This is a genomic window from Streptomyces sp. AJS327, assembly GCF_013450295.1.
In the GTDB taxonomy this organism is placed as follows: Bacteria; Actinomycetota; Actinomycetes; order Streptomycetales; family Streptomycetaceae; genus Streptomyces.
In genome coordinates this window covers 435,037-454,937 of record NZ_SKBR01000004.1, presented here as the reverse complement: position 1 = coordinate 454,937, position 19,901 = coordinate 435,037, and the positions used below count along the sequence as shown (strand labels likewise).

General features: G+C 75.4%; 9 protein-coding genes. 6 read left to right on the top strand and 3 right to left on the bottom strand.

Features of this window, described 5'->3' with window-relative positions:
- The first annotated feature begins 293 nt into the window (after positions 1–293).
- From E0L36_RS23800 to E0L36_RS28025, 3 genes are all read left to right on the top strand, one after another.
- Positions 294–1,151, top strand: coding sequence for a TetR/AcrR family transcriptional regulator (locus tag E0L36_RS23800; protein ID WP_180931322.1), 858 nt, complete (start codon positions 294–296; stop codon positions 1,149–1,151).
- Positions 1,152–2,857: 1,706 nt separating this feature from the next.
- Positions 2,858–5,188, top strand: a complete 2,331-nt coding sequence (locus E0L36_RS23795; RefSeq protein WP_180931321.1) for a sigma-70 family RNA polymerase sigma factor — start codon at positions 2,858–2,860, stop codon at positions 5,186–5,188.
- Positions 5,189–5,482: 294 nt separating this feature from the next.
- Positions 5,483–10,081: a BTAD domain-containing putative transcriptional regulator gene (locus E0L36_RS28025; RefSeq protein ID WP_374705580.1), complete on the top strand. Its 4,599-nt coding sequence runs from the start codon at positions 5,483–5,485 to the stop codon at positions 10,079–10,081.
- 87 nt (positions 10,082–10,168) lie between these two features.
- On the opposite strand, the gene E0L36_RS23780 is transcribed toward E0L36_RS28025, so the two are convergent.
- From E0L36_RS23780 to E0L36_RS23770, 3 genes are all read right to left on the bottom strand, one after another.
- Entirely contained in the window at positions 10,169–10,753 is a 585-nt protein-coding gene (locus E0L36_RS23780; protein WP_258016531.1) for a GrpB family protein, read from the bottom strand.
- A 274-nt stretch (positions 10,754–11,027) separates the two neighbouring features.
- Positions 11,028–12,005, bottom strand: a complete 978-nt coding sequence (locus tag E0L36_RS23775; RefSeq protein WP_180931320.1) for a phosphotransferase family protein — start codon at positions 12,003–12,005, stop codon at positions 11,028–11,030.
- Between the two features lie 223 nt (positions 12,006–12,228).
- Positions 12,229–14,400 carry an asparagine synthase gene (locus E0L36_RS23770; RefSeq protein WP_180931319.1) on the bottom strand — a complete coding sequence of 724 codons (2,172 nt, stop codon included), beginning with the start codon at positions 14,398–14,400 and terminating at the stop codon, positions 12,229–12,231.
- Positions 14,401–15,078: 678 nt separating this feature from the next.
- Between E0L36_RS23770 and E0L36_RS23765 the strand changes: the two genes are divergently transcribed.
- From E0L36_RS23765 to trmB, 3 genes are all read left to right on the top strand, one after another.
- Positions 15,079–16,584 (top strand): MFS transporter, encoded by a 1,506-nt coding sequence (locus tag E0L36_RS23765; protein WP_180931318.1) that lies wholly within the window; start codon positions 15,079–15,081, stop codon positions 16,582–16,584.
- A 562-nt stretch (positions 16,585–17,146) separates the two neighbouring features.
- Positions 17,147–18,415: an L-2-hydroxyglutarate oxidase gene (gene lhgO, locus E0L36_RS23760; protein ID WP_180931674.1), complete on the top strand. Its 1,269-nt coding sequence runs from the start codon at positions 17,147–17,149 to the stop codon at positions 18,413–18,415.
- 182 nt (positions 18,416–18,597) lie between these two features.
- Positions 18,598–19,440: a tRNA (guanosine(46)-N7)-methyltransferase TrmB gene (gene trmB, locus E0L36_RS27175; RefSeq protein ID WP_308416904.1), complete on the top strand. Its 843-nt coding sequence runs from the start codon at positions 18,598–18,600 to the stop codon at positions 19,438–19,440.
- The last annotated feature ends 461 nt before the right edge of the window (positions 19,441–19,901 follow it).

Sequence of the window (19,901 nt, the reverse complement as noted above, 5' to 3'; positions counted from 1 at the left end):
GCCTCGGTGCGGTACTGCCATCGACGGCGAAGACGCTGGTCATACACGGCGGTTGGGGGGCGCAAGACGGCGCGAATGGGGGCGGATCAGGGTCGTACTCCGATCGAGGGGCGGTCCCTGCCCAACTACCCTCTTCTCTCACGTCCTGGGCTCAACTATGTTCGTATCTCATCGGGGTGCTACATGGTGCGAGACGTGTCGGCCCGCTGCCGACACCCGTACCGGACGGGTGCTCCGACCGCAAGAGCGCGCGGGGTCTCCGGGGGGAGACCGTCATAACCGGGGGATCACATATGCACATTCAGGGAATTCACGGCTCTCATGCGGCTTCGGCCGCCGTCGCGGGGGCGCCGACGACCACCGGCGCCCACAGCGGCACGGGGAGCACGGCGGGCCGCACAGCTCCGCTGCGAGTTGACGCGCAGCGGAATCTGGAGCACGTGCTGCGGGCGGCTCGCGAGGTCTTCGGCGAACTGGGCTACGGCGCCCCGATGGAGGACGTGGCACGCCGCGCCCGCGTCGGGGTGGGTACGGTCTACCGCCGCTTCCCCAGCAAGGACGTACTGGTCCGGCGGATCGCGGAGGAGGAGACGGCCAGACTGACCGAACAGGCCCGGGCGGCGCTGGGTCAGGAGGACGACCCGTGGGCGGCGCTCTCCCGCTTCCTGCGGACCTCGGTCGCCTCCGGCGCGGGGCGGCTGCTGCCGCCGCGCGTCCTGCGGGCGGGGGACGGCACTCCCGCCGAGCAGGCGGGGTCCGGCGAGTCGGCCGAGTCCAGCACCGGGACGTACGCGGTCCCGGCGGGTGGCGAGGGCATCGCCCTGCGCGTACCGCAGCAGCGGCAGCGTGAGGGCGAACCGGGGCTGCGGCTGGTCGAGCAGCGCGACTCGGAGCGGCAGACTCCGGCGGAACGCTTTGACGATGATCCGGGCGCCGCCGAACTGCTCGATGTCGTGGGTCAGTTGGTCGAGCGGGCACGGTCGGCGGGTGAGCTGCGGACCGACGTGACCATCGGGGACGTACTGCTCGTGATCGCCACCACCGCTCCGGCGCTGCCCGATCCGGCGCAGCAGGCCGCGGCGGCGACCCGGCTGCTCGACATCCTGCTGGAGGGGCTCCGCTCCCACCAGCGCGTGGGCGCGAACCGGTAACCGACGAACGAACGGCCAGCACGGCGGGGCGCCACGACCACGCGTCCCGCCGTGTCCGGCAGCCGCATGTCCCGCAGCGGCGCGGTCCTCTCACCGGAGTGCCGCCGCACACCTCGTACGCCCGTGCCACGGGCCGGAGTTCCGGCCGGGCGCCGGGTTCCGACGGACGGGCTGACGGGGCCGTCTCTGGCGACGGCCGGAGCGCCTCCCGGGGCACCCCGGGTCCCGGCACCGTCTCCGGACGCCTTCTCGCGGTGCCACCGTCGCAGGTGGATCGCGATTCCGGCAGTCCCTCGACCTGGCTGCCGCCGCCCCGACTTCCCTCGCCCACTACCTTCGCCCACCACTTTCTGCTGCACCTCGCCCGGTCGCCCCCGGCCACTTCGCCCGGCGGCCCCGCCGCCCTCGCGGCTACCTCCGTCCGGCTACCTCCGTCCGGCCGCCTCCGCCTCACCGCCCTCGTCCGAGGGTCAGTCCATCGTGGCGGGCCTGTGCGTCCAGTGGACGTGACCAGTGCCAGGTGGCGCTGCACTGCCTCAACGACGCGTTTTCGGTGGGTCGTTGGCTCCCGTCAGGTGATCCGGGAACCGTCCCGCCGGTGGCGGGCCTCCCGTGTCCCGAAGGTGCACCCCGGTCCTGAAGGTGACCGGGTGGAGGTGGCCCGTGAGTGGAGGTGGTCCGTGAGTGGAGGTGGGCGAGTACGCGGCCCCGGCCCCGATCGTCCCGCCCCGTTCGGAACCCCGAGAGCCTCGTTCCCGGCACCCGGCAACCCGGCCCCCGGCACCCCAGCGCCCCGGCGCCCCGGCACCCCGACGCCCGCGAGAGGCAGCCTGTTGACGTGCGAGGGGTGGAATGCGGCGTGCGGGGTGGGGAACGAGCGGGACAAGGACGGGGAAAGCGTGTCTGACCTGGGTTATGGCGGGGCCGAACCGTCGTCCCGCGCTGTCGTTCCCCCTCGCTGCCCTCGCCTCAGCGCGAAACTCCACTCGTAAGGGTGGTTACAGCGCCGGGTCGTACCGTTCCGGCAGCCGTGTGTCACGCTGACTCGATGTCTCGGGGTTACACGAACAGGGGCTTCTGCCATGGGAGTTGACGGACCTCGCGAATCGGACCGGACGGCGAAACGGGGCGAGGACGACGTATCGGTAGACCGGCCCGCGCTGGCCCCCCCACGGGGGACCGACTCCCCGCACCTCTCCGGAGCCGAGGACTCCGCTCCCGGCGCCGCGGGCGTCCCGCCCGAGACCGTCGCGCCCGCTCCCGGCCGGGAGACGGACGTCGCGGCGGACGCCGAGCTGCCCGATCTGCCGGGGCCGCGCGACCGGGCGCCGGAGCAGCGGCGCGGCGATTCGGCCAGGGCGACGGTGTCCGGGGAGGTCGGAGAGGGCCGGCGCCGACTGTCACCCGCCGGTCAACATCCCGGGGGTACCTCCTCCCCGCGGGTGAGCCCTCCCCTAGCATCCAGCTCCGGGAGTGCGAGCGGCCCGCCAGCGGCCGCACCGCACCAGCGGCCGCCCTCCGAGGCGCTGCCCACCCAGACCCCACCCACCGGGGGCGTGCCGCAGCAGGGCACGCCGCCCCCTACCCCGCCCAGCGAGAGCGTGCCACCCCAAGCCCCGCCGCCCGAGAACCCGCCGTCCCAGGGAACGTCCGCCGACGGCGCCCCGCCCCACGGGGTCCCGTCCCAGGCTCCACCGTCCGAGAACATGACCGCTCAGAAACCGTCAGCCGAGAACCCGTCGCCCCAGAATCCCCCGCCGGAGAAGATGACCGCCCAGAGCCGCCCGCCGGAGAACGCTCCGCGAGCGCAGGGCGCTGCGGAGCGGGAGGGGCCCCCGGAACGGGAGGACGCCGCGCGGGTGCCCGGCGCCGGGCGGGAGCAGGAGGTGGCGCCGGGGTCCGGAGCGGCGGAACAGCCCGGAGACGGCGTTCCCGAGCAGCGAGCCGGGGGGAGTTCGTCTCGGCGCGCGAAGCGCGGGCCGGGCGCGCGGCGGCGGGCGACGGAGGAGGAGCGGTCGGTGGACGCCGTTCCCTCGGACGCGGAGCTGGTCGCGCGGATGCGTCGGGGCGAGGCCGGGGCGTACGAGGAGCTGTACCGGCGGCACGCCGAGCCGGTGCGCCGCTACGCGCGTACCTGCTGCCGGGACGCGCACACCGCCGAGGACCTCACCAACGAGGTCTTCGCCCGGACGCTCCAGGCCGTCCAGCGGGGTTCGGGGCCGGAGAGCGCGGTGCGCGCCTATCTGCTGACCTCGGTCCGGCGGGTGGCGGCGGCCTGGTCGAAGTCCCGGAAGCGGGAGCACCTGGTGGAGGACTTCGTGGTGTTCACGCAGTCCGCCGCCGCGGTGGGCGCGGGCCCGGTGGAGAACACGCAGGAGGTGGCCGCCGAGGTACGGGCGATGGAGGAGGCCGAACAGAGCCTGGTACTCCGGGCGTTCCGCAGCCTCACCGAGGAGGAGCAGACCCTCCTGTGGCACACGACGGTCGAGGGCGGAAAGCCGCGCGAGGTGGCGCCGCTGCTGGGCAAGACGCCGGAGGCCACCGCGACGGCCGCGCACCGTGCCCGGGAGAGTCTGAAGCAGGCGTACCTTCAGGCGCACGTGAGCCGGGCGCGTACCACCGGTGGCGACTGCGCGCGCTACGCGGAACGGCTGGGCGCCTTCGCGCGGGGCGGGTTGCGGATGCGGGCGGAGCGCGGGCTGCGGGCGCACCTCGCGCAGTGCGCCGAGTGCAGCGAGGCGGCGGTGGAGGTCCGGTCCCTCAACGAGCGCATCCGTGTGCTGGTCCCGCTGGCGGTGGTCGGCTGGTTCGGTACGGCGGGCGCGGAGGCGTTCGCCGCGCTGATCACCGGTACGGGGGCGACGCTCACCGGTGGCGCGGCGGCCTCCGGTACCGCGGCCGCGGCGGCCGCCGGAACCGCGGCGGGTGGCTCGACGGCGGGCGGTGGCGCGGGCGCGGCGGGCGGTGGCGCCGCCGCCGAGGGCGTGGGCGCGCCGGTGAAGGTGAGCGTCGCGGCGGGGCTGGTGGCCACCGCGGCCGGGGTGGCGCTGGCGATGGTGCTGAGCGGCAGCGGGGACAAGCCCAACAAGCCTGAGGCGAAGAGCAGTTCGTCGGCCGAGGTACCGTCAGCGCCCGCCGCGGAGCCGAAGCCGGATCCGCCGGCGCCGCGCCCCGAGCCGAGCGCGCCGCCCGCCAAGCCCCGGCCGGAACCGTCGAAGCAGCGGCCGACGCCGTCTCCGAAGCCGACCCCGACCCCGCCGCCCCCGCCGAGCCAGGACCCGCCGCCGTCCGCGCCCACCCCCACGCCGCCGCCCAGTGCGCCGTCGGCTCCGGTCCTCTACTACCTGCACAAGCTGAAGTGGGATGTCATCGGACGGCAGTTCCCACCCGATGCGATGAACTCCATGGCGGACAGGGTCGATCAGGACGCTCACGAGCGTGTCCGGAGTGCCGGAAACGATTCGGCGCGGGTCTGGACCGACCGGACGGACGCACACGTCTCGGTGAACGGCCCCTATTCGCCGATCAATTCGTCGACGTATCTCGGGTCCTTCGCCGGGACGGTGTCGTCCGGTCCGGGCGGTGAGGAGAGGCGCCGGGGAGCCCGGGCGGAGACGGCCACCTGGCCCGTCCCGGACTCCCCGGAACGCCCGAAGGTCCCCACCATCCGTGCGCTGGGCAGCGGTTGGCTCTGGCAGCGGGACGGGGGGCTGCGGATGGGCGGTGAGCGGCACGCCAACGGCGTGACTGTCCCGGCGCGTTCGTCGGTGACGGTGGACCTCAACCGCTCGTGCTCCGTGTACGAGGCGAGGACCGGGGTGGACGACCTGTCGCCCTCCGGGCACTCCGTGCGCTTCTCGGTGTACGGGGACGGCCGGAGGCTCTGGCGTTCGGGGGAAGTCAGCCGGGGCGAGCGGCCGTTGACCGTACGGGTGCGGTTGGAGGGCGTGCGCAGTGTGCGGCTGGTGGTCGATCCGGTGCGGTCCCACGACCATGTGGCGCTCGCCGACTGGGCGGACGCCAGGCTGAGTTGCTGACGCCGCTGGACATGCTGGCGAAGAGGGTGACTTCCGGCGCGGTCCGCGTCCGGAGGCGGGCAGGCACGCGCACGTTCCCCAGTGGGTCGGCGTGCGGGGCCTGTTCGGGGACGGGTGCGCGTCGCGTCGCGCCCGTCCCGCTCTTGCGATCGCGCTCGGTCCGGTTCTCCGCCGTCCGCCGTCGCGGGGCGGTGCTCGCGGATGCGGGCGCCCCGGGCCGGAGCCGCCGGGCGGAAGGGGCGTCCGGGCAGAAATCCAGCGGCGTTCGGACGGCGCTCGGCGACAATGGGGGGCGTGCGCTATCTGATCCTGGGCCCATCCGAGGCGCGAGACGAACAGGGCGAACGGGTGTCGCTACGCGGTCAGCGGCTCCGGACGCTGCTCGCGGCGCTCGCGTTGCGGGCGGACGGTGGGGGCGCCGTGCCGGTCCAGGAGCTGATCGAGGAGGTCTGGGCGGGCGCGGACTCGCAGCCCGAGGACGCCCCGGCGGCCTTGCAGGCGCTGGTCGCGCGGCTGCGCAGGGCGCTGGGCAGGGAGGCGGTGGAGTCGCTGCCCGGTGGCTACCGACTGCGCGCCAACCCGGAGGAGGTGGACCTCTTCCGCTTCCAACGGCTCGTCCACGAGGGGGATCGTGCCCTGGCGCGGGGCGAACCCCAGTACGCCGCCGAGGTGTTGCGTACGGCACTCGGGCTCTGGCGGGGACCGGCACTGGCCGACCTCCCGGACCGGACCTCGGTGGCGGCGCGCGCCTCGGCACTGCGGGCGGGCGCGGTGCGGCGGCGGATAGCGGCCGATCTCGCGCTCGGCCGCGCCTCTCATGTTCTGCCGGAACTGAGGGAGTTGGTGACTGAGCAGCCGCTGGACGAGCCGGTGCGGGCCTTGTTGATGCGGGCGTTGCACGCGGTGGGGCGTACCGCCGAGGCGCTGGAGACCTACGAGTCGGTGCGCCGGGCCATCGCGGAGCGGCTCGGCGCCGATCCCGGGCCGGAACTGCGGGCCCTGCACGCGGGGTTGTTGCGGGGTGAGCCGGAGTTCGCCGAAGGCGCACGTGGCCCCGTGGGGCTGTCCGGTTGGTGCGCGCGGCCCGGAGGTTCGGACGGCGGCGAAGGGGCCGTGCCGACGCGGGGCGCGTCGTCCCACGACATCGCCCCTACCGAGGGGGAGTTGAGGCTCCCGGAGGGCTCCGGGTCCACCCCCGTCGAGGATGTCTCGGACTCGGGCGGCGCGAGGGAGGCCGCCGGATCGCCGGAGACCACGAGGCGAGCGGAGACCGTGGGGCTGCCGGAGGGCGCGGGAGTGACCGAGGCCCCGTGGTCCGGTGGCTCCTCCTCGACTCCGGGGACCTTCCAACAGGCGCGAATACGCGCGGAGTCGCGGATCGTCGGAGGGCCCGGAGGGCCCTCGGAGACCGGGCTCGGCCCTGATCCTACCGAGGGCGCCTCCCCGGCGACGGAACCGCACGCGGATCCGGAGCCACCTCCGTTCGCGAGCGTCCGCCCGGTCCCGGAGGCGTACCCGGACGCCGACGGGGCGGCCCCTGGAGCCCAGCGGCCGGAGACCCTTCGGCCGGGGCGGCGCGAACGGAGCCGGGCGTCCCGGTCCTCCCCGGTTCCGAGGCCGGAGGCGGACCCGCCGAGTCCGTCAACGATCGTCCCCGGCACCGGTGTTGGGGGTCGTCCTGCCGTCGAGGCGCGGGGCACGGTGGTGGGGGCGCCGCAGCGGTCGGGGACCGGCGGGGTGGACGGCGGAGTGGGCGAGGCGGCGCGGCGGACGGGCGTCCGGCCCCGGCGCACCCCGGGCAACGTCCAGGAACGGCTCACGAGTTTCGTCGGCCGGGAGGACGAACTCGCCTCGCTGAGCGCGGAACTTCTCGGCACGCGGCTGGTGACGCTCACCGGGTCGGGCGGCTCCGGCAAGACCCGCCTGGCCGAACAGACCGCGACGGCGCTGGCCGAGCACTATCCGGACGGCGTCTGGTTCGTGGGGCTGGCCCCGCTCGACCACGCCTCAGCGCTGCCGGGTGCGGCGCTCAGCGCCGTCGGACGACGGGAGACGGCGCTGCTCGCGCAGGGGACGCAGGGAAGCCAGGGCGCCCAGGGATCGCAGGCGGCACACGGCGCGGCCGCCGCGTACGGGAGTCCGGCGACGTCCGAAGCCTCCACGGCCGACCGCATCGTGTCCGAACTCCCGTCTGTGGAGGGCGCGATGGAGCCCGTCGCGCCAGACCGGAGCGGTGTGACTCCGGTCGACGGCACCAACGCCCCCGGCGCCGGGACCGGTTCGGCGACGGCCTCCCCCGGTCCATCCGCCACGCCCGCCCCGCCCGACCCCTCCGGCCGAACGGCGTCGGGGGGCCGGGCGAACCACGGGGCGGGGCGCGGGTCCTCGGACGGTGGCTGGCCGGGTCCACAGACGCCGGGAGCGACGCCGGGCCCACGGGGGCAGGCGGGACACGAGGCGCTGGCGCGGCTACTCGAACACTGCGCGCATCGGCGTCTGTTGCTGATCCTCGACAACTGCGAGCACGTCATCGACGCGGCGGCCCGGTTCGCGGAGACACTGCTGGCGCACTGCCCCGACGTGACGGTACTGGCCACCAGCCGGGAGCCGTTGAACATCCAGGGCGAGACGGTGCGCCCGGTGGAACCGCTGCGGCCGGAGTCGGCGTACCGGTTGTTCGCCGAGCGGGGTGCCGCCGCCCGCGCGGGGTTCCGGGTGGAGAACGATCCGGCCGCCGTCGGCGAGATCTGCCGGAGGCTGGACGGGCTGCCGCTCGCGATCGAACTCGCCGCCGCGCGCCTGCGGTCGCTCGCGCCGCGCCAGATAGCGGACCGGCTGGACGACCGTTTCCGGCTGCTGACCGGCGGCAGCCGCACGGTGCTCCCCCGGCAGCAGACGCTGCGGGCGGTGGTCGACTGGTCCTGGGATCTGCTGGACGAGGCCGAACGCACGGTCGTGCGGCGGCTGTCGGTGTTCTCCGGTGGCTGTGTGCTGGCCGCGGCGGAGGCGGTGTGCGCGGACGAGGACCTGCCGGAGGGGGCGGTGCTGGACCTCGTGGGTTCGCTGGTGGACAAGTCCATCCTCGTCGCGGACCAGCACCGGGACGCGGGGGCCGCCGGTGTCCGCTACCGCATGCTGGAGACGATCCACGAGTACGCGCGCGACCGCGCAGCGGAGCATCCGGCGGAGCGGTCCGCGGCGGAGGAGCGGCACACCGCACAGATGCTGCGGTTCGTCTCGGCCGCCGAACCACGTGTCCGTTCGGCCGAGCAACTCGACTGGATGTGGCGGCTGGAGGCCGATCTGGACAACATCCGGGCGGCGCTGCACCGCACCATCCGGTGCGGCGACCACGCCACGGCGGCCCGTTTCGCCCTGGCCGTCGGCTGGTTCTGGTGGCTGCGTAACTACCGTGACGAGGGCGCCCAGTGGATCCACCGGATCATGGAGTCGTTCCCCGCCCGGTCCGAGGACCGCGACGCGGCGCAGGAGTCGGACTACCGCCAACTCCAGTTGCTGAGCTACTTCCTGCTGGCGGAGCAGTACAGCCAGGTGCTTCTCGGCTCCGAGGAGCACGCCAGGGGCGCACAGGCGTTGCTGGAGCGGTACGAGACGCCCGGACCGGAGTCGGCGCGGTTTCCCGGCATCCTCTGGCCGTTCATGGCGTTCCTGCTGGAGGGTCCGGCCTCCGTGGTCCGCCGGATGGAGACGTGTGTGGAGAACTGCCGTCAGTACGGCAGGGACTGGGACGTCGCCGCGGTGCTCCTCTTCCGCGCCCACATCCACGTCACCTCACCCACCGGGCGCCCGCTCGTACCTTCGGACATGTCGGAGCTGGAGGCGGTCTCCCGGGCGAGTGGGGACCGGTGGCTGCTCTGCCAGGCGTGTGGGGTGCGTGCCGAACTCGCCTTCGCGCGGGGCGACTTCCCGACGGCGCGTGCGGAGTACGCGGAGGCGATGCGGCACGCACGGGAGTTGGGTGTCCGGACGGAGATCCCGATGATCCTCGTCCGGATCGCCGACATCTGGTACGCGGAGGGCGAGGCGGACCGCGCCGACCGGCTCGCGGAGCGGGCGCTGGAGGACGCGGAGAGCCTGGGCATCGCGGACACCATGGGTTTCGCGTCCTATCTGCGATCCCTGATCGCCCTGGACCGGGGGGAGTTGGCCCGGGCCCGGGTACTGCGGGACGCGGCCTGGGGCCACGCCTGCCAGGGCACCCCGCCACACGTCATGTGGGTGGCGATGGGCGTGCTGGACGCGCGGATCACCGCGCTGGAGAGCCCGGCCGGGGACGCGCTGGAGCGGGTCGGCCGCACGCTGCGGCTCACGCTGCGGTCCGACTTCCCCGAGCGCTTCTTCGGCCACGTCCTGGTGAGTACGGCGGCGGTCGTTGTGGACACCTGCCTGACCGCCGAAGAAGCCCTATCCGCCCGGATGTTGGGCGACGGCGCAACCGACCCCCCGGCGTGCGCGACCGGTTCCGGCGCGGCGGCCGCGCCGTCGACCTCGGCGCCGCGCGCGGTCGCCGTTCCGGACTCAGACGTCGGCGTGCTCGTACGGAAGTTGCTGTACCTGGCCGACCGGCACCTGGACTGCCCACCGGGGCACGTGCCCGACACGCGGCTGGCCCGGCGGATCCGCGGATCCCTGCCTCCCCCCACCGCGCCGCCGGTACCGGCGGCGCGGTCCACGGGAACGACGGACGGTCCGTCCGGGCGGGAGCCCGGCGGGGAGGGGATGTGGCATGCGGAGCCGATCGGGACCGAGGAGCGTGAGCGTCGGCTGCGCGAGGTCGTCGGTCTGCTGGAGACCCTCGCCGCCTCCCGCGCCGAGCGTCGCGCTGCCCGCCAACCGCTGGGCCACGGTGGTCCGTCGACTGTCCCCCAGTGAACTGATCCCTGGTGTCCGGTCGTTGGCGCCGCAGCCTGCGGTCGGGGGTGGCGGTGCCTGAGCGGTGCCCGCTCGGCGAGCACCGCCTCAGGTGGTCCGGCGGGGGGCGGGGCGCCAGCCGGTCTCGGTGGCCCAGCGTTCGGCCGCCGCCATCAGTACGGTCGTGGCGGGGGCCTTGATCTGCCCGTTGTCGGAGAGGTCGGGCACGCTGAGCGCCAGGCGCTTCTTGAAGTCGCCCCACCCCTGACGGGCCGTTCCGTCGGCGCGCAGGTAGTCACGGAAGAGGAGCGCGAAGCGGGCGTTGGGGCCGTCCAGGCGTCGCAGGTGGACGTTGCACCGGCGGGCGCCGATCGGCGGCGCGAACACCAGCTTCCGGCACTCCTGTCCGGAGGAGGTCTCCGTGCGGTTCCAGGGCTCCGGGCGGCAGCGGAAGCCGATGGCGGCCAGGAGGGCGACCTGCCGGTCCTCCTCGATGTCGTCGACGAGGACCTGGGCGTCCACGCAGTCCTTCGCGGCCAGTCCGGGTACGGCGGTGGACCCGACGTGGTCGATCGCGCGGGCCTGGTCGCCCAGCGCGTCGCGCAGTGTCCCGGCCAGTCGCTCGAAGTCGGCCACCCACCGGGGCTGGTAGTCCAGCACGGCGACCAGGTGTGGCTCATCGGGGAAGGGCATGCCCGCCAGCATGAACCGCCACCGCCGTCGAGGACCAGGGACGGGCGTCGGCGGCGGGCCGGATGGCGCCTGGCCGGGGAAGGCCGGGGCGCGGCCGTGTCACGGAACCGGCCCTACGAGAGGGGTTGTTGGAACCGGGAGGTGACTCGGCGGCCGAGGGGTGCGGCCCCGCGCGTGCGGGGCCGCACCCGGCCAACTCCCCACGTGGCCCGGCGGGGGTACCGCGAGCCCGTCATCCGGGGCGGAGCGGAACGGGGGGGGGCGGGAAGCGGGGTCAGGGGCGGACGGCGTCGAGGCAGCGTTCCGACCAGCCGGTGTGGCGGCGACGCAACTCGGCGGCGTCCAGGTCGAGTCGGCCGAGGTCCGCGTAGTTCGGCACCCAGGTCTCGACGGTGCGGTGACCGCGGGCGACGCTGTACAGATCCCAGAGTTCCGCGTCGGGCGGGGACACCCCGGACGCCGTCCGGTAGGCGGCGGTGAAGGTGTCGACGGTCGTGGTGTCCGGGCCGTGCAGCAGTGCGAGGTCGAGGCGGAGCCAGCCGATGTCGAAGCCGCGCGGGGCGAGGCCCGCGCCGGACCAGTCGACCACCCCTGTGAGGGCGCCCTCCCGCCACAGCACGTTGCCCGACCAGTAGTCGAAGTGCGTCAACACCCGGGGCTGCGCGGCGAGTCGGTCGCGCTGCCCGGCAAGCGCCACGGCGGCCGGTCCGGTCACGCTGCGGGGGGCGGCCATACCGTCGCGGAGACCGGTGAGCCGAGCGCCCGGCACGGCGTGCAGCCGCGCGAGGGCGCGTCCCAGTTCGGCGGCGGCGCGCTCCGGATCGTCGGGGGTGATGTCGGCCCACCCGGGGAGGCGGCTGATCAGGACGGCGGGGACGCCGCACCGTTCGCCGTGCGGGTCGGCGCCCAGCAGGCGCGGGGCGAACCCGTCCAGTCCGTCCAGCGCGTCGAGAACCCGCGCCTCCCGCGCCGCGGCGTCGTCTCCGGGCCCGAACCGCCTCAGGACGGCGCTCTGTTCGGGATCGTCGGTCTCCAGGAGGTGGGTGGAGGCGTGGCTGCCGCCGTCGAGCCGGCGGACCGTCCGCACGGTGGCGCCGGAGGCCGGGCTCGCCTTGGCCAGCCGTTCGAAGGCCCAGTCGAGCGCGGCGGGCGAGGGTTCGGAGGGCGGTGGTTCCGGGTCGTCCAGCGGGTCGGCGGCGGCCGGTTCGGGTTCGGGTTCGGGCGCGGCGTCGCCGTACGGGGAAGTGGTCATCCGCACCACCCCAGCACGCCGACTCGGTCCACGGCGAGCGATTTCCGGGGCGACGGGCGGCCGCCGGGCCCGGCGGCCAACCGGCGTCAGCGCGGCTCCACGCCGAACCGGGTCAGCGACGGAGGACGGCGAGGGACGCGGCGGACCACGGCGCACGGGCACCAGCTACGGGCCTCAGCCCACGGGCGTCCGAGCCGCGGAGGCCGTTCCCGGTCAACGCCCCTCAGAGGGCGGGGCGTTGGGGGGCGGGGGCCACCCCGCCCGCACCGGCCCGCTGCCGTGGGGCGGCGGCGCCCGTCCAGCAGCTGCCGCGCCGGGCCATCAGGCGGCGGAGCCACAGCTCGGTGGAGACCAGGTCCGCGATGCCGTCCAGCGGGAGGCAGGCGCCCTCGGCGTCCGGTGACTCGGCGGCGGCGTCCGCGACCGCGCGGATGGCCTGGCGCACCACCCGGGCCTCGATCAGCCCGGCGTCGGCGAGCAGCGGCGCCGCGAACAGCTCCATCAGGTCGTCGGCGGCCAGCCGCAGTCCGGCGCGGACGGCGGCGGTCTGCGCGGCGTGCGAGGGGGCGCCCCAGCCGAGCGGCAGGTCGTGCACCCCCGCTCCGGCGAGCACCGCGCGCAGCACGGAGGCGCGGGCGCCCGGTTTGACGCGCAGGGCCTGTGGCAGCGCGCGGGCCGCGCGCACCACCTGGTTGTCGTAGAACGGGGCGTGCAGCCGCTGGCCGCGCACCTCGGCGGCCTGCTCGAAGATCCGGTGGTCGGCGGCCTGCCGGGCGAGGGCGGCGCGGGCCCGGCGTTCGCCGGGCCGCTCGATGGAGGGACGGGCGTGCGCGGCGGCCTCCAGGCGGAGGGACACCTGGGCCAGCGCCTCGCCGGTGAGCCAGCGGGCGGCCGGGCCGGGACGGCACCAGGTGAGCGCGGCCACCGAGGCGTCCACCGCGCTCTCGCCGTTCCACACCGGGATGTCGCCCTGCCGGAGCCGGGCGGCCGTGTCGTAGACGCCGTCCCGGTAGGGGGTGCGGGCGAGGCGGCGGGCGGCGCGGTACACGGTGAGCGGAACGAGCAGGCTGCGTCCGGCGGGTACGCCCTCGGCCTTCGCCAACGCGGTGACGGGGCGCAGGAGATGGCGTCGTCTTCGGTCGAGGAGGAGGTCGGCGAGACGGGCCGGGTGGGCGTCGAGAACGGGGCGGGCGCCGTGCCCGACGAAGTGGTCCGCGCTGCCGGAGGAGAGCCAACCGCGGTGGCGTTCCGAGCGGATGAGCGCCGGGGCGGGCTCGTCGGTGAGCGGGAAGCTCTCCAGGTCCGCGTAGGGCAGGGCCTCTTCACCGGCGGCGACGATGACGTGGCGCAGGCGCGGGTTGTCGCCGAGCACCCGGGCGCGTTCGAGTTCGGCGTCCCGGCCGGAGGGACGGTGCGTCACGCCGCCCGGGGCGTCCGACTGCTCCCAGGGTGAAGTGGGCCTGGTCGCCTGGTCGTTGAAGGTGACCGCGAGCAGCCGTTCGCCCGCCTCGGCGGCGCCGGTCCCGGCCACCGTGCCGGGCATGCCGGGGAGTCCGGCGGCGAGCAGCGCGAGGGTGCTGGATGCCGGGCCGCCGGAGAGGTCGGCGCCGATGCCGGGGGCCGGGCCGCCACGGGCCGCCCGGCGTTCGGCGGGGCCCATGCCGGGGACGGGACCGGCGTCGAAGTCGCTCTCGGCGGCGTGCCGGGGGGCGGCGAGCCGGGTGCGGACGGCCTCCACCAGGGCGTCGCGCACACCCTGGACGGCGGTCTCGGTCTCGACGGTGGGCGCGGAGACGACGAGCGAGGCGGCGGGTTCGTAGCTGGCGATCTCGCGGCTGCTGCCGTCCCGCAGGATCAGCGCGTGCCCGGGCGGGACCCGGCGGACGCCCTCGTAGGGCGTGCCGTCGCCGAGGGCCTCGGGGGCGTCGGGGCAGGCCAGCAGGGCGGCTAGGTGCCCGATGTCGAGTTGGGCCTCGATGAGGTCGGCGAGCGGCAGCGCGGCGGTGGCGTAGGCGGTGCCGCCCGCCCAGGGGGTGTGGAAGACGGGGCGGGCCCCGGCGAGGTCCCCGGTGATGGTGAGGCGGCGGCCGACGCAGGCGACGGCGGTGTAACTGCCGGACCAGGCGGTCAGATGACGGAAGGCACCGCCGCGCGCGGCGTACAGCCCGGCCCGCAGCTCCTCGTCGGTCGCACCGCAACTGCCCAGCACCGCGAGGCGGTTGCCGGAGTCGGCCCGGATGACGCGTACTTCGTCGGGCCGCCAGTCGCCGACCGCCCAGAGCGGGTCCGGGTCGCCCCACAGGGAGTGGGCGCCGACGGGCAGGACGGTGGCGCTGTCGGGGTCGGCACCGGTTCCGGCCGCTGCCGTGCTGCTCCACCCCACCAACCAACGCATGCGGTCATGTTGCCATGAGAGTGCCGTGCGGGAGGTGTGCGGATGCTGTGCGGCAGGGGGGCGGGGCGGGTTCGGCCACCGTGGCGCGGGCCCGCCGGGGGCGGCATATTCCGCTGGCCTCCGCACCCGGCACCCCTCATTCGACCGATGTCATTCGGCCAATTACCGGATGGTTGCGGGGAGTTGGACACGTCCGGAAGAGGAGCGGAACACTTCGGTCCGTACTGTCAGTCCGGGGGGCTCCACACCCCCCGGACCGAACCGTCGCCCGCGGGGAATGAGGCGACGGTGTCCCCCAGCCCACTGACCGCGCGGTGACGAGGTGCAGCGGGCCGACCCACGCACTCTCCATGGAAGCGGCCCCACGACCCCCGGCACAGGCGCATTCCCGGGCGCACGGCCACACGGCCGGAGCACGCGCCCCGGCGCCCCGCGCAGCCGATTTCGGCCGACCGCCCGCCCCCGGCGCACGGTTGGCACGTGACCCGCGCACGTACACCGATGCCAGAAAACCGGTCAGGAATGACCAATCTGGATCCCGCCATCCGGGAGACCGCCCCTTAACGGTCGGGATCCGGCGAACTACTCTGGGTTGGCGGTGCTCCTCGCCCCGGCTGTGCGGGGGGCACGCCCCGCGCACCGCCGTGGGGCGGCCGTCGGTGTGTGTCAGGGGTGCGCATGTCCAGGGAGTCACGCGGGCCGAACGAGAAACTCGGCACCGTCCTAGCCCTCGCGGGGATCAGCAATGCCGGGCTCGCCCGCAGGGTCAATGATCTGGGAGCACAGCGCGGTCTCAGTCTGCGCTACGACAAGACCTCGGTCGCCCGCTGGGTCTCGAAGGGCATGGTCCCGCAGGGGGCCGCGCCCCACCTGATCGCGGCGGCCATCGGCAGCAAACTGGGCCGCCCGGTCCCCCTGCACGAGATCGGTCTGGCCGACGCCGACCCCACGCCCGAGGTGGGCCTCGCCTTCCCCCGGGACGTACGGGCCGCCGTGAAGTCGGCCACCGACCTCTACCGGCTCGACCTGGCCGGGCGGCGCGGCGGCGGCAGCATCTGGCAGTCCCTCGCCGGGTCCTTCTCGGTGAGCGCCTACGCCACCCCCGCCTCCCGCTGGCTGATATCCCCGGCGGACACCTCCGTCGCCCGGGAGGTGGACGCGGCGGACGGCGCGAACGGCGTGCCCGCCCACCCGGCGAACGGCGCCCGTGGCGACGATCCCGTGCGGGACGCGCAGGACGCCGACGCGCCCCCGGGTACCCCGGCGCTGCGCGTCGGCCACAGCGACGTCTCCAAACTCCGGGAGGCGGCCGACGAGGCCCGCCGCTGGGACTCCAAGTACGGCGGGGGCGACTGGCGTTCGTCGATGGTGCCGGAGTGCCTGCGGGTGGACGCCGCCCCGCTGCTGCTCGGCTGCTACTCCGACGAGGTCGGCCGGTCGCTGTTCGGCGCGACCGCCGAACTCACCCGCCTCGCGGGCTGGATGGCCTTCGACACCGGTCAGCAGGAGGCGGCGCAGCGGTACTACATCCAGGCGCTGCGGCTCGCGCGCGCCGCGGCCGACGTCCCGCTCGGCGGGTACGTCCTGGCCTCGATGTCGCTCCAGGCGACCTACCGCGGCTTCTCCGACGAGGGCGTCGACCTCGCCCAGGCCGCGCTGGAGCGCAACCGCGGCCTGGCCACGGCACGCACCATGAGCTTCTTCCACCTCATCGAGGCCCGCGCGCACGCCAAGGCGAACGACAGCCACGCCTGCGCCGCCGCGCTCTCCTCCGCCGAGGGCTGGCTGGAGCGGGCCCGCGCGGGAGACGGCGACCCGCAGTGGCTCGACTTCTACTCCTACGACCGGCTCGCCGCCGACGCCGCCGAGTGCTACCGCGACCTGAAGGCCCCCCGCCAGGTGCGCCGGTTCACCGAACAGGCCCTCTCCAGACCGACGGAGGAGTTCGTCAGATCGCACGGACTGCGGCTGGTGGTGTCGGCCGTCGCGGAGCTGGAGTCGGGCAACCTGGACGCCGCGTGTGCCGCGGGGGCACGCGCCGTCGAGGTCGCCGGGCGTATCTCCTCCGCCCGCACCACCGAGTACGTACGCGACCTGCTGAACCGCCTGGAGCCGTACGGGGACGAGCCGCGGGTCGTCGAACTCCGCGAGCGTGCCCGTCCGTTGCTCATGACCCCGGCCTGAGGCACGACAACCACGCCGCACGGAAGGGGAGTTCGTCCCACGGGGCCCGGCACGGTGCTCCGTCCCACGAGGCGGGGACGTCGTCCGCGCGGCCCCAGGCCCGTCGTCGTCCTCGTTTCCCGGGCGTTCGGCCGCCTCCGGCGAACCGGCCGTCGAACTCGCCGCGCTTCCAGGGCTCTTGGCGTCAGCGCGCGACCGGTCGCGTGGCGCTCGCGCCCGGGCGGGGCTCCCGGCCGTCGGGCCCCGGCAGCGGGGGTCGCCCCGCGGCCGGGCGGCCGTGGCCGCGCGACCCGAGCGACCGGTGGCCACCTCCGGCACCCGGGTTCCGCACCGGGATCGTCCGGGGACGAGGCCAGCTGTCGGTGGTCCGGGCCATGATGGGGACGTGTCGTCGAAGCGCAGTACCGCAGCGGAACGTCCGCCCTTCCCGGACACCGGTTCCGGGCGGCCGGAGGAGAGCGGCGGCGGCCGCCCGCCGGAGGCCGGGGCCGCCGAGCGACCCACCCGTCCCCCGTCCACCGCCCCCACCGGTTCCCCGGTGCCCGCCAGCTCCTCCGTGCCCGTGGGGGACGCCCCCCGGCCCGCCCCGTCCGGCGGCCGCCGTCCCGCCGTCGACCGTGACGTGCTGGTCGTCGGCGGCGGCATCGTCGGCCTCTCCACCGCGTACGCCCTGACCCGGGCCGACCCCCGGCTGCGGGTCACCGTGCTGGAGAAGGAGCCCGGCCCCGGCCGCCACCAGACGGGCCGGAACAGCGGCGTCATGCACAGCGGCATCTACTACCCGCCCGGTTCCCTCAAGGCCCGCTACGCGACCGAGGGCGCCCGCGAGATGGCCGGGTTCTGCGCGGAACACGGCATCGCCCACGAGATCACCGGCAAGCTGATCGTCGCCACCGACCGCTCGGAACTCCCCCGGCTGCACGCGCTGATCCAGCGGGGCAGGCAGCACGGCATCCCCGTCCGGGAGCTGGGGCCCGCACAGCTCGCCGAACACGAGCCGCACGTCAACGGCGTCGCCGCGATCCACGTCGGCACCACCGGCGTCTGCGACTTCCCGGCGGTCGCCGACCGGCTCGCCACCCTCGCCTGGGAGGCGGGCGCCACCCTGCGATACGGGGCCCACGTCACCGCGATCGACCGGCGCACCGGCCGTGGGGTCGCCGTACGCCTCGCGGACGGGGCGACGCTGCGCGCCCGTGCCCTGGTCAACTGCGCGGGACTGCACTGCGATCAGGTGGCCCGGCTCGCGGGCGACGACCCCGTCGCGCGGATCATCCCCTTCCGGGGCGAGTTCTTCGACCTGGCCCCGGACCGCGCGAGCCTCGTGCGCGGCCTGGTGTATCCGGTGCCCGACCCGGCCTTCCCCTTCCTCGGCGTCCACCTGACCCGGGGGGTGCACGGCGGCGTGCACATCGGCCCGAACGCCGTCCCCGCGCTGGCCCGCGAGGGGTACGACTGGCGCACCGTGCGGGCGGCGGACCTGCGCGGCATCGCCGCCTACCCGGGCACCTGGCGGATAGCCCGCCGCCACTGGCGGTACGCCACGGGCGAGCTGCGCCGCTCGCTGTCCCGGCGGGCCTTCACCCGGGCGGTGCGCCGCCTGCTGCCCGAGGTCTCCAGCCGCGACCTGCGTCCCGCCCCGGCCGGCGTCCGGGCGCAGGCGGTCCTGCGGGACGGCACCCTGGTCGACGACTTCCTGATCACCGAGGCGCCGCACACCGTCCACGTCCTCAACGCCCCCTCCCCGGCGGCCACCGCCGCCCTGCCCATCGGCCGCGAGGTCGCCCGCCGCGCGCTCACCGCCCTGGCGGCGACCCCGTCCTCCCGCTGACCCCGGCCCCGGGCACCGCGCCCCGGACCGCGCGCCGAAGGGCGGGGTCGCCGCACGGCGGGGCCGGGCTCCGGGGGTCCGGGTCCCAGGGGGGCGGGCTCCGGAGGGCCGCGTCGCGGGGGTGCGGGAGGCGCGGGCGGCGGACCGGCGGCGGCCGGGCGGCACGTACCATCGTGCCCACTGTGACCAGGCGAACCCCTCACTCCAGCGACCGTCCGGGACCGGCCCCCGATCCCGCCGGAGACCACCACGAGCGGCGCATCCGCAGCTTCCAGCCGCGCCGAGGCCGCGTGACGACGGCGCAGCGCGGCGCGCTGGAACGGCTCTGGCCGCTCTGGGGCGTGGAGGTCGACGGCCGCCACCGCCTCGACCTCGCCGCCCTCTTCGCCACCACCCCGGCCCCGGACGCCAGCCCGGACTCGGACCGTCCGGCGGAGGGCGCGGCGCCCGAGGGAGCCCGGCCGCCCGAGGGTGGGGCGCCGTCCGAGGAAACGGAACTGCCCGTCGTCCTGGAGGTCGGGTTCGGCATGGGCGAGGCCACGGCCCGGATGGCCGCCGCCGACCCCACGACCGGCATCCTCGCGGTGGACGTGCACACCCCCGGCCAGGGCAACCTCCTCCGGCTGGCGGAAGCGGCGGGCCTGGCCAACGTCCGGGTGGCCAACGGCGACGCGATCATCCTGCTCCGCACAATGCTGGAGCCGGACTCGCTCGCGGGGATGCGGGTGTACTTCCCCGACCCCTGGCCGAAGGCGCGGCACCAGAAGCGCCGCCTCATCCAGCCCGAGTTCCTGGACGTGGCCGCCGGACCCCTACGTTCCGGAGCGCTGGTGCACTGCGCCACCGACTGGGCGGACTACGCCGAGCAGATGCTCGACGTGCTGACCGCGCACCCGGAGTACGAGAACACGCGGGCCGACGGCGGCTTCGCCGAACGCCCCGCGTCCCGCCCGCTGACCCGCTTCGAGGGGCAGGGGCTGGACAAGGGCCACGAGGTCTTCGACCTGCTCTTCCGCCGTCGCTGACCACCAGCCACCGGCCGGGCCACCCCGACCGCACGCCCCGGACCGCGCACCACTGACCGCCCACCCGAGCCACCCGGACAGCGCACCACTGGCCACGCGCCCCCTACTCCCCCGCGACGGGCACGACGGGGGCTCCGGGGGCCGAGCACGCGGACTCCGGTCGACGGGCACGAGGGCTTCCGGCGACGGGCACGCAGCCCCGCCGCCTCCGCCACCACTACCGCCGCCGCCTGAACTGGCCCCGCCTCGACCGCGGTTCAGCCCTCCACCACAGCCACCCACAGCCACCCACGACGGGCCCGCGACGCGTCCGCATGCCGGGCCGGAACCGGAATCCGGTGAAAATCGCACGCCGCACCCGGCTCGTTTGCGCAGCTCAGAAACGCGTCTACTGGTGGAGACCACTGCCGACCCCCGCCGGGTCTTGAACGTTGGTCCAGCTCATGCCCTAATCATGATCT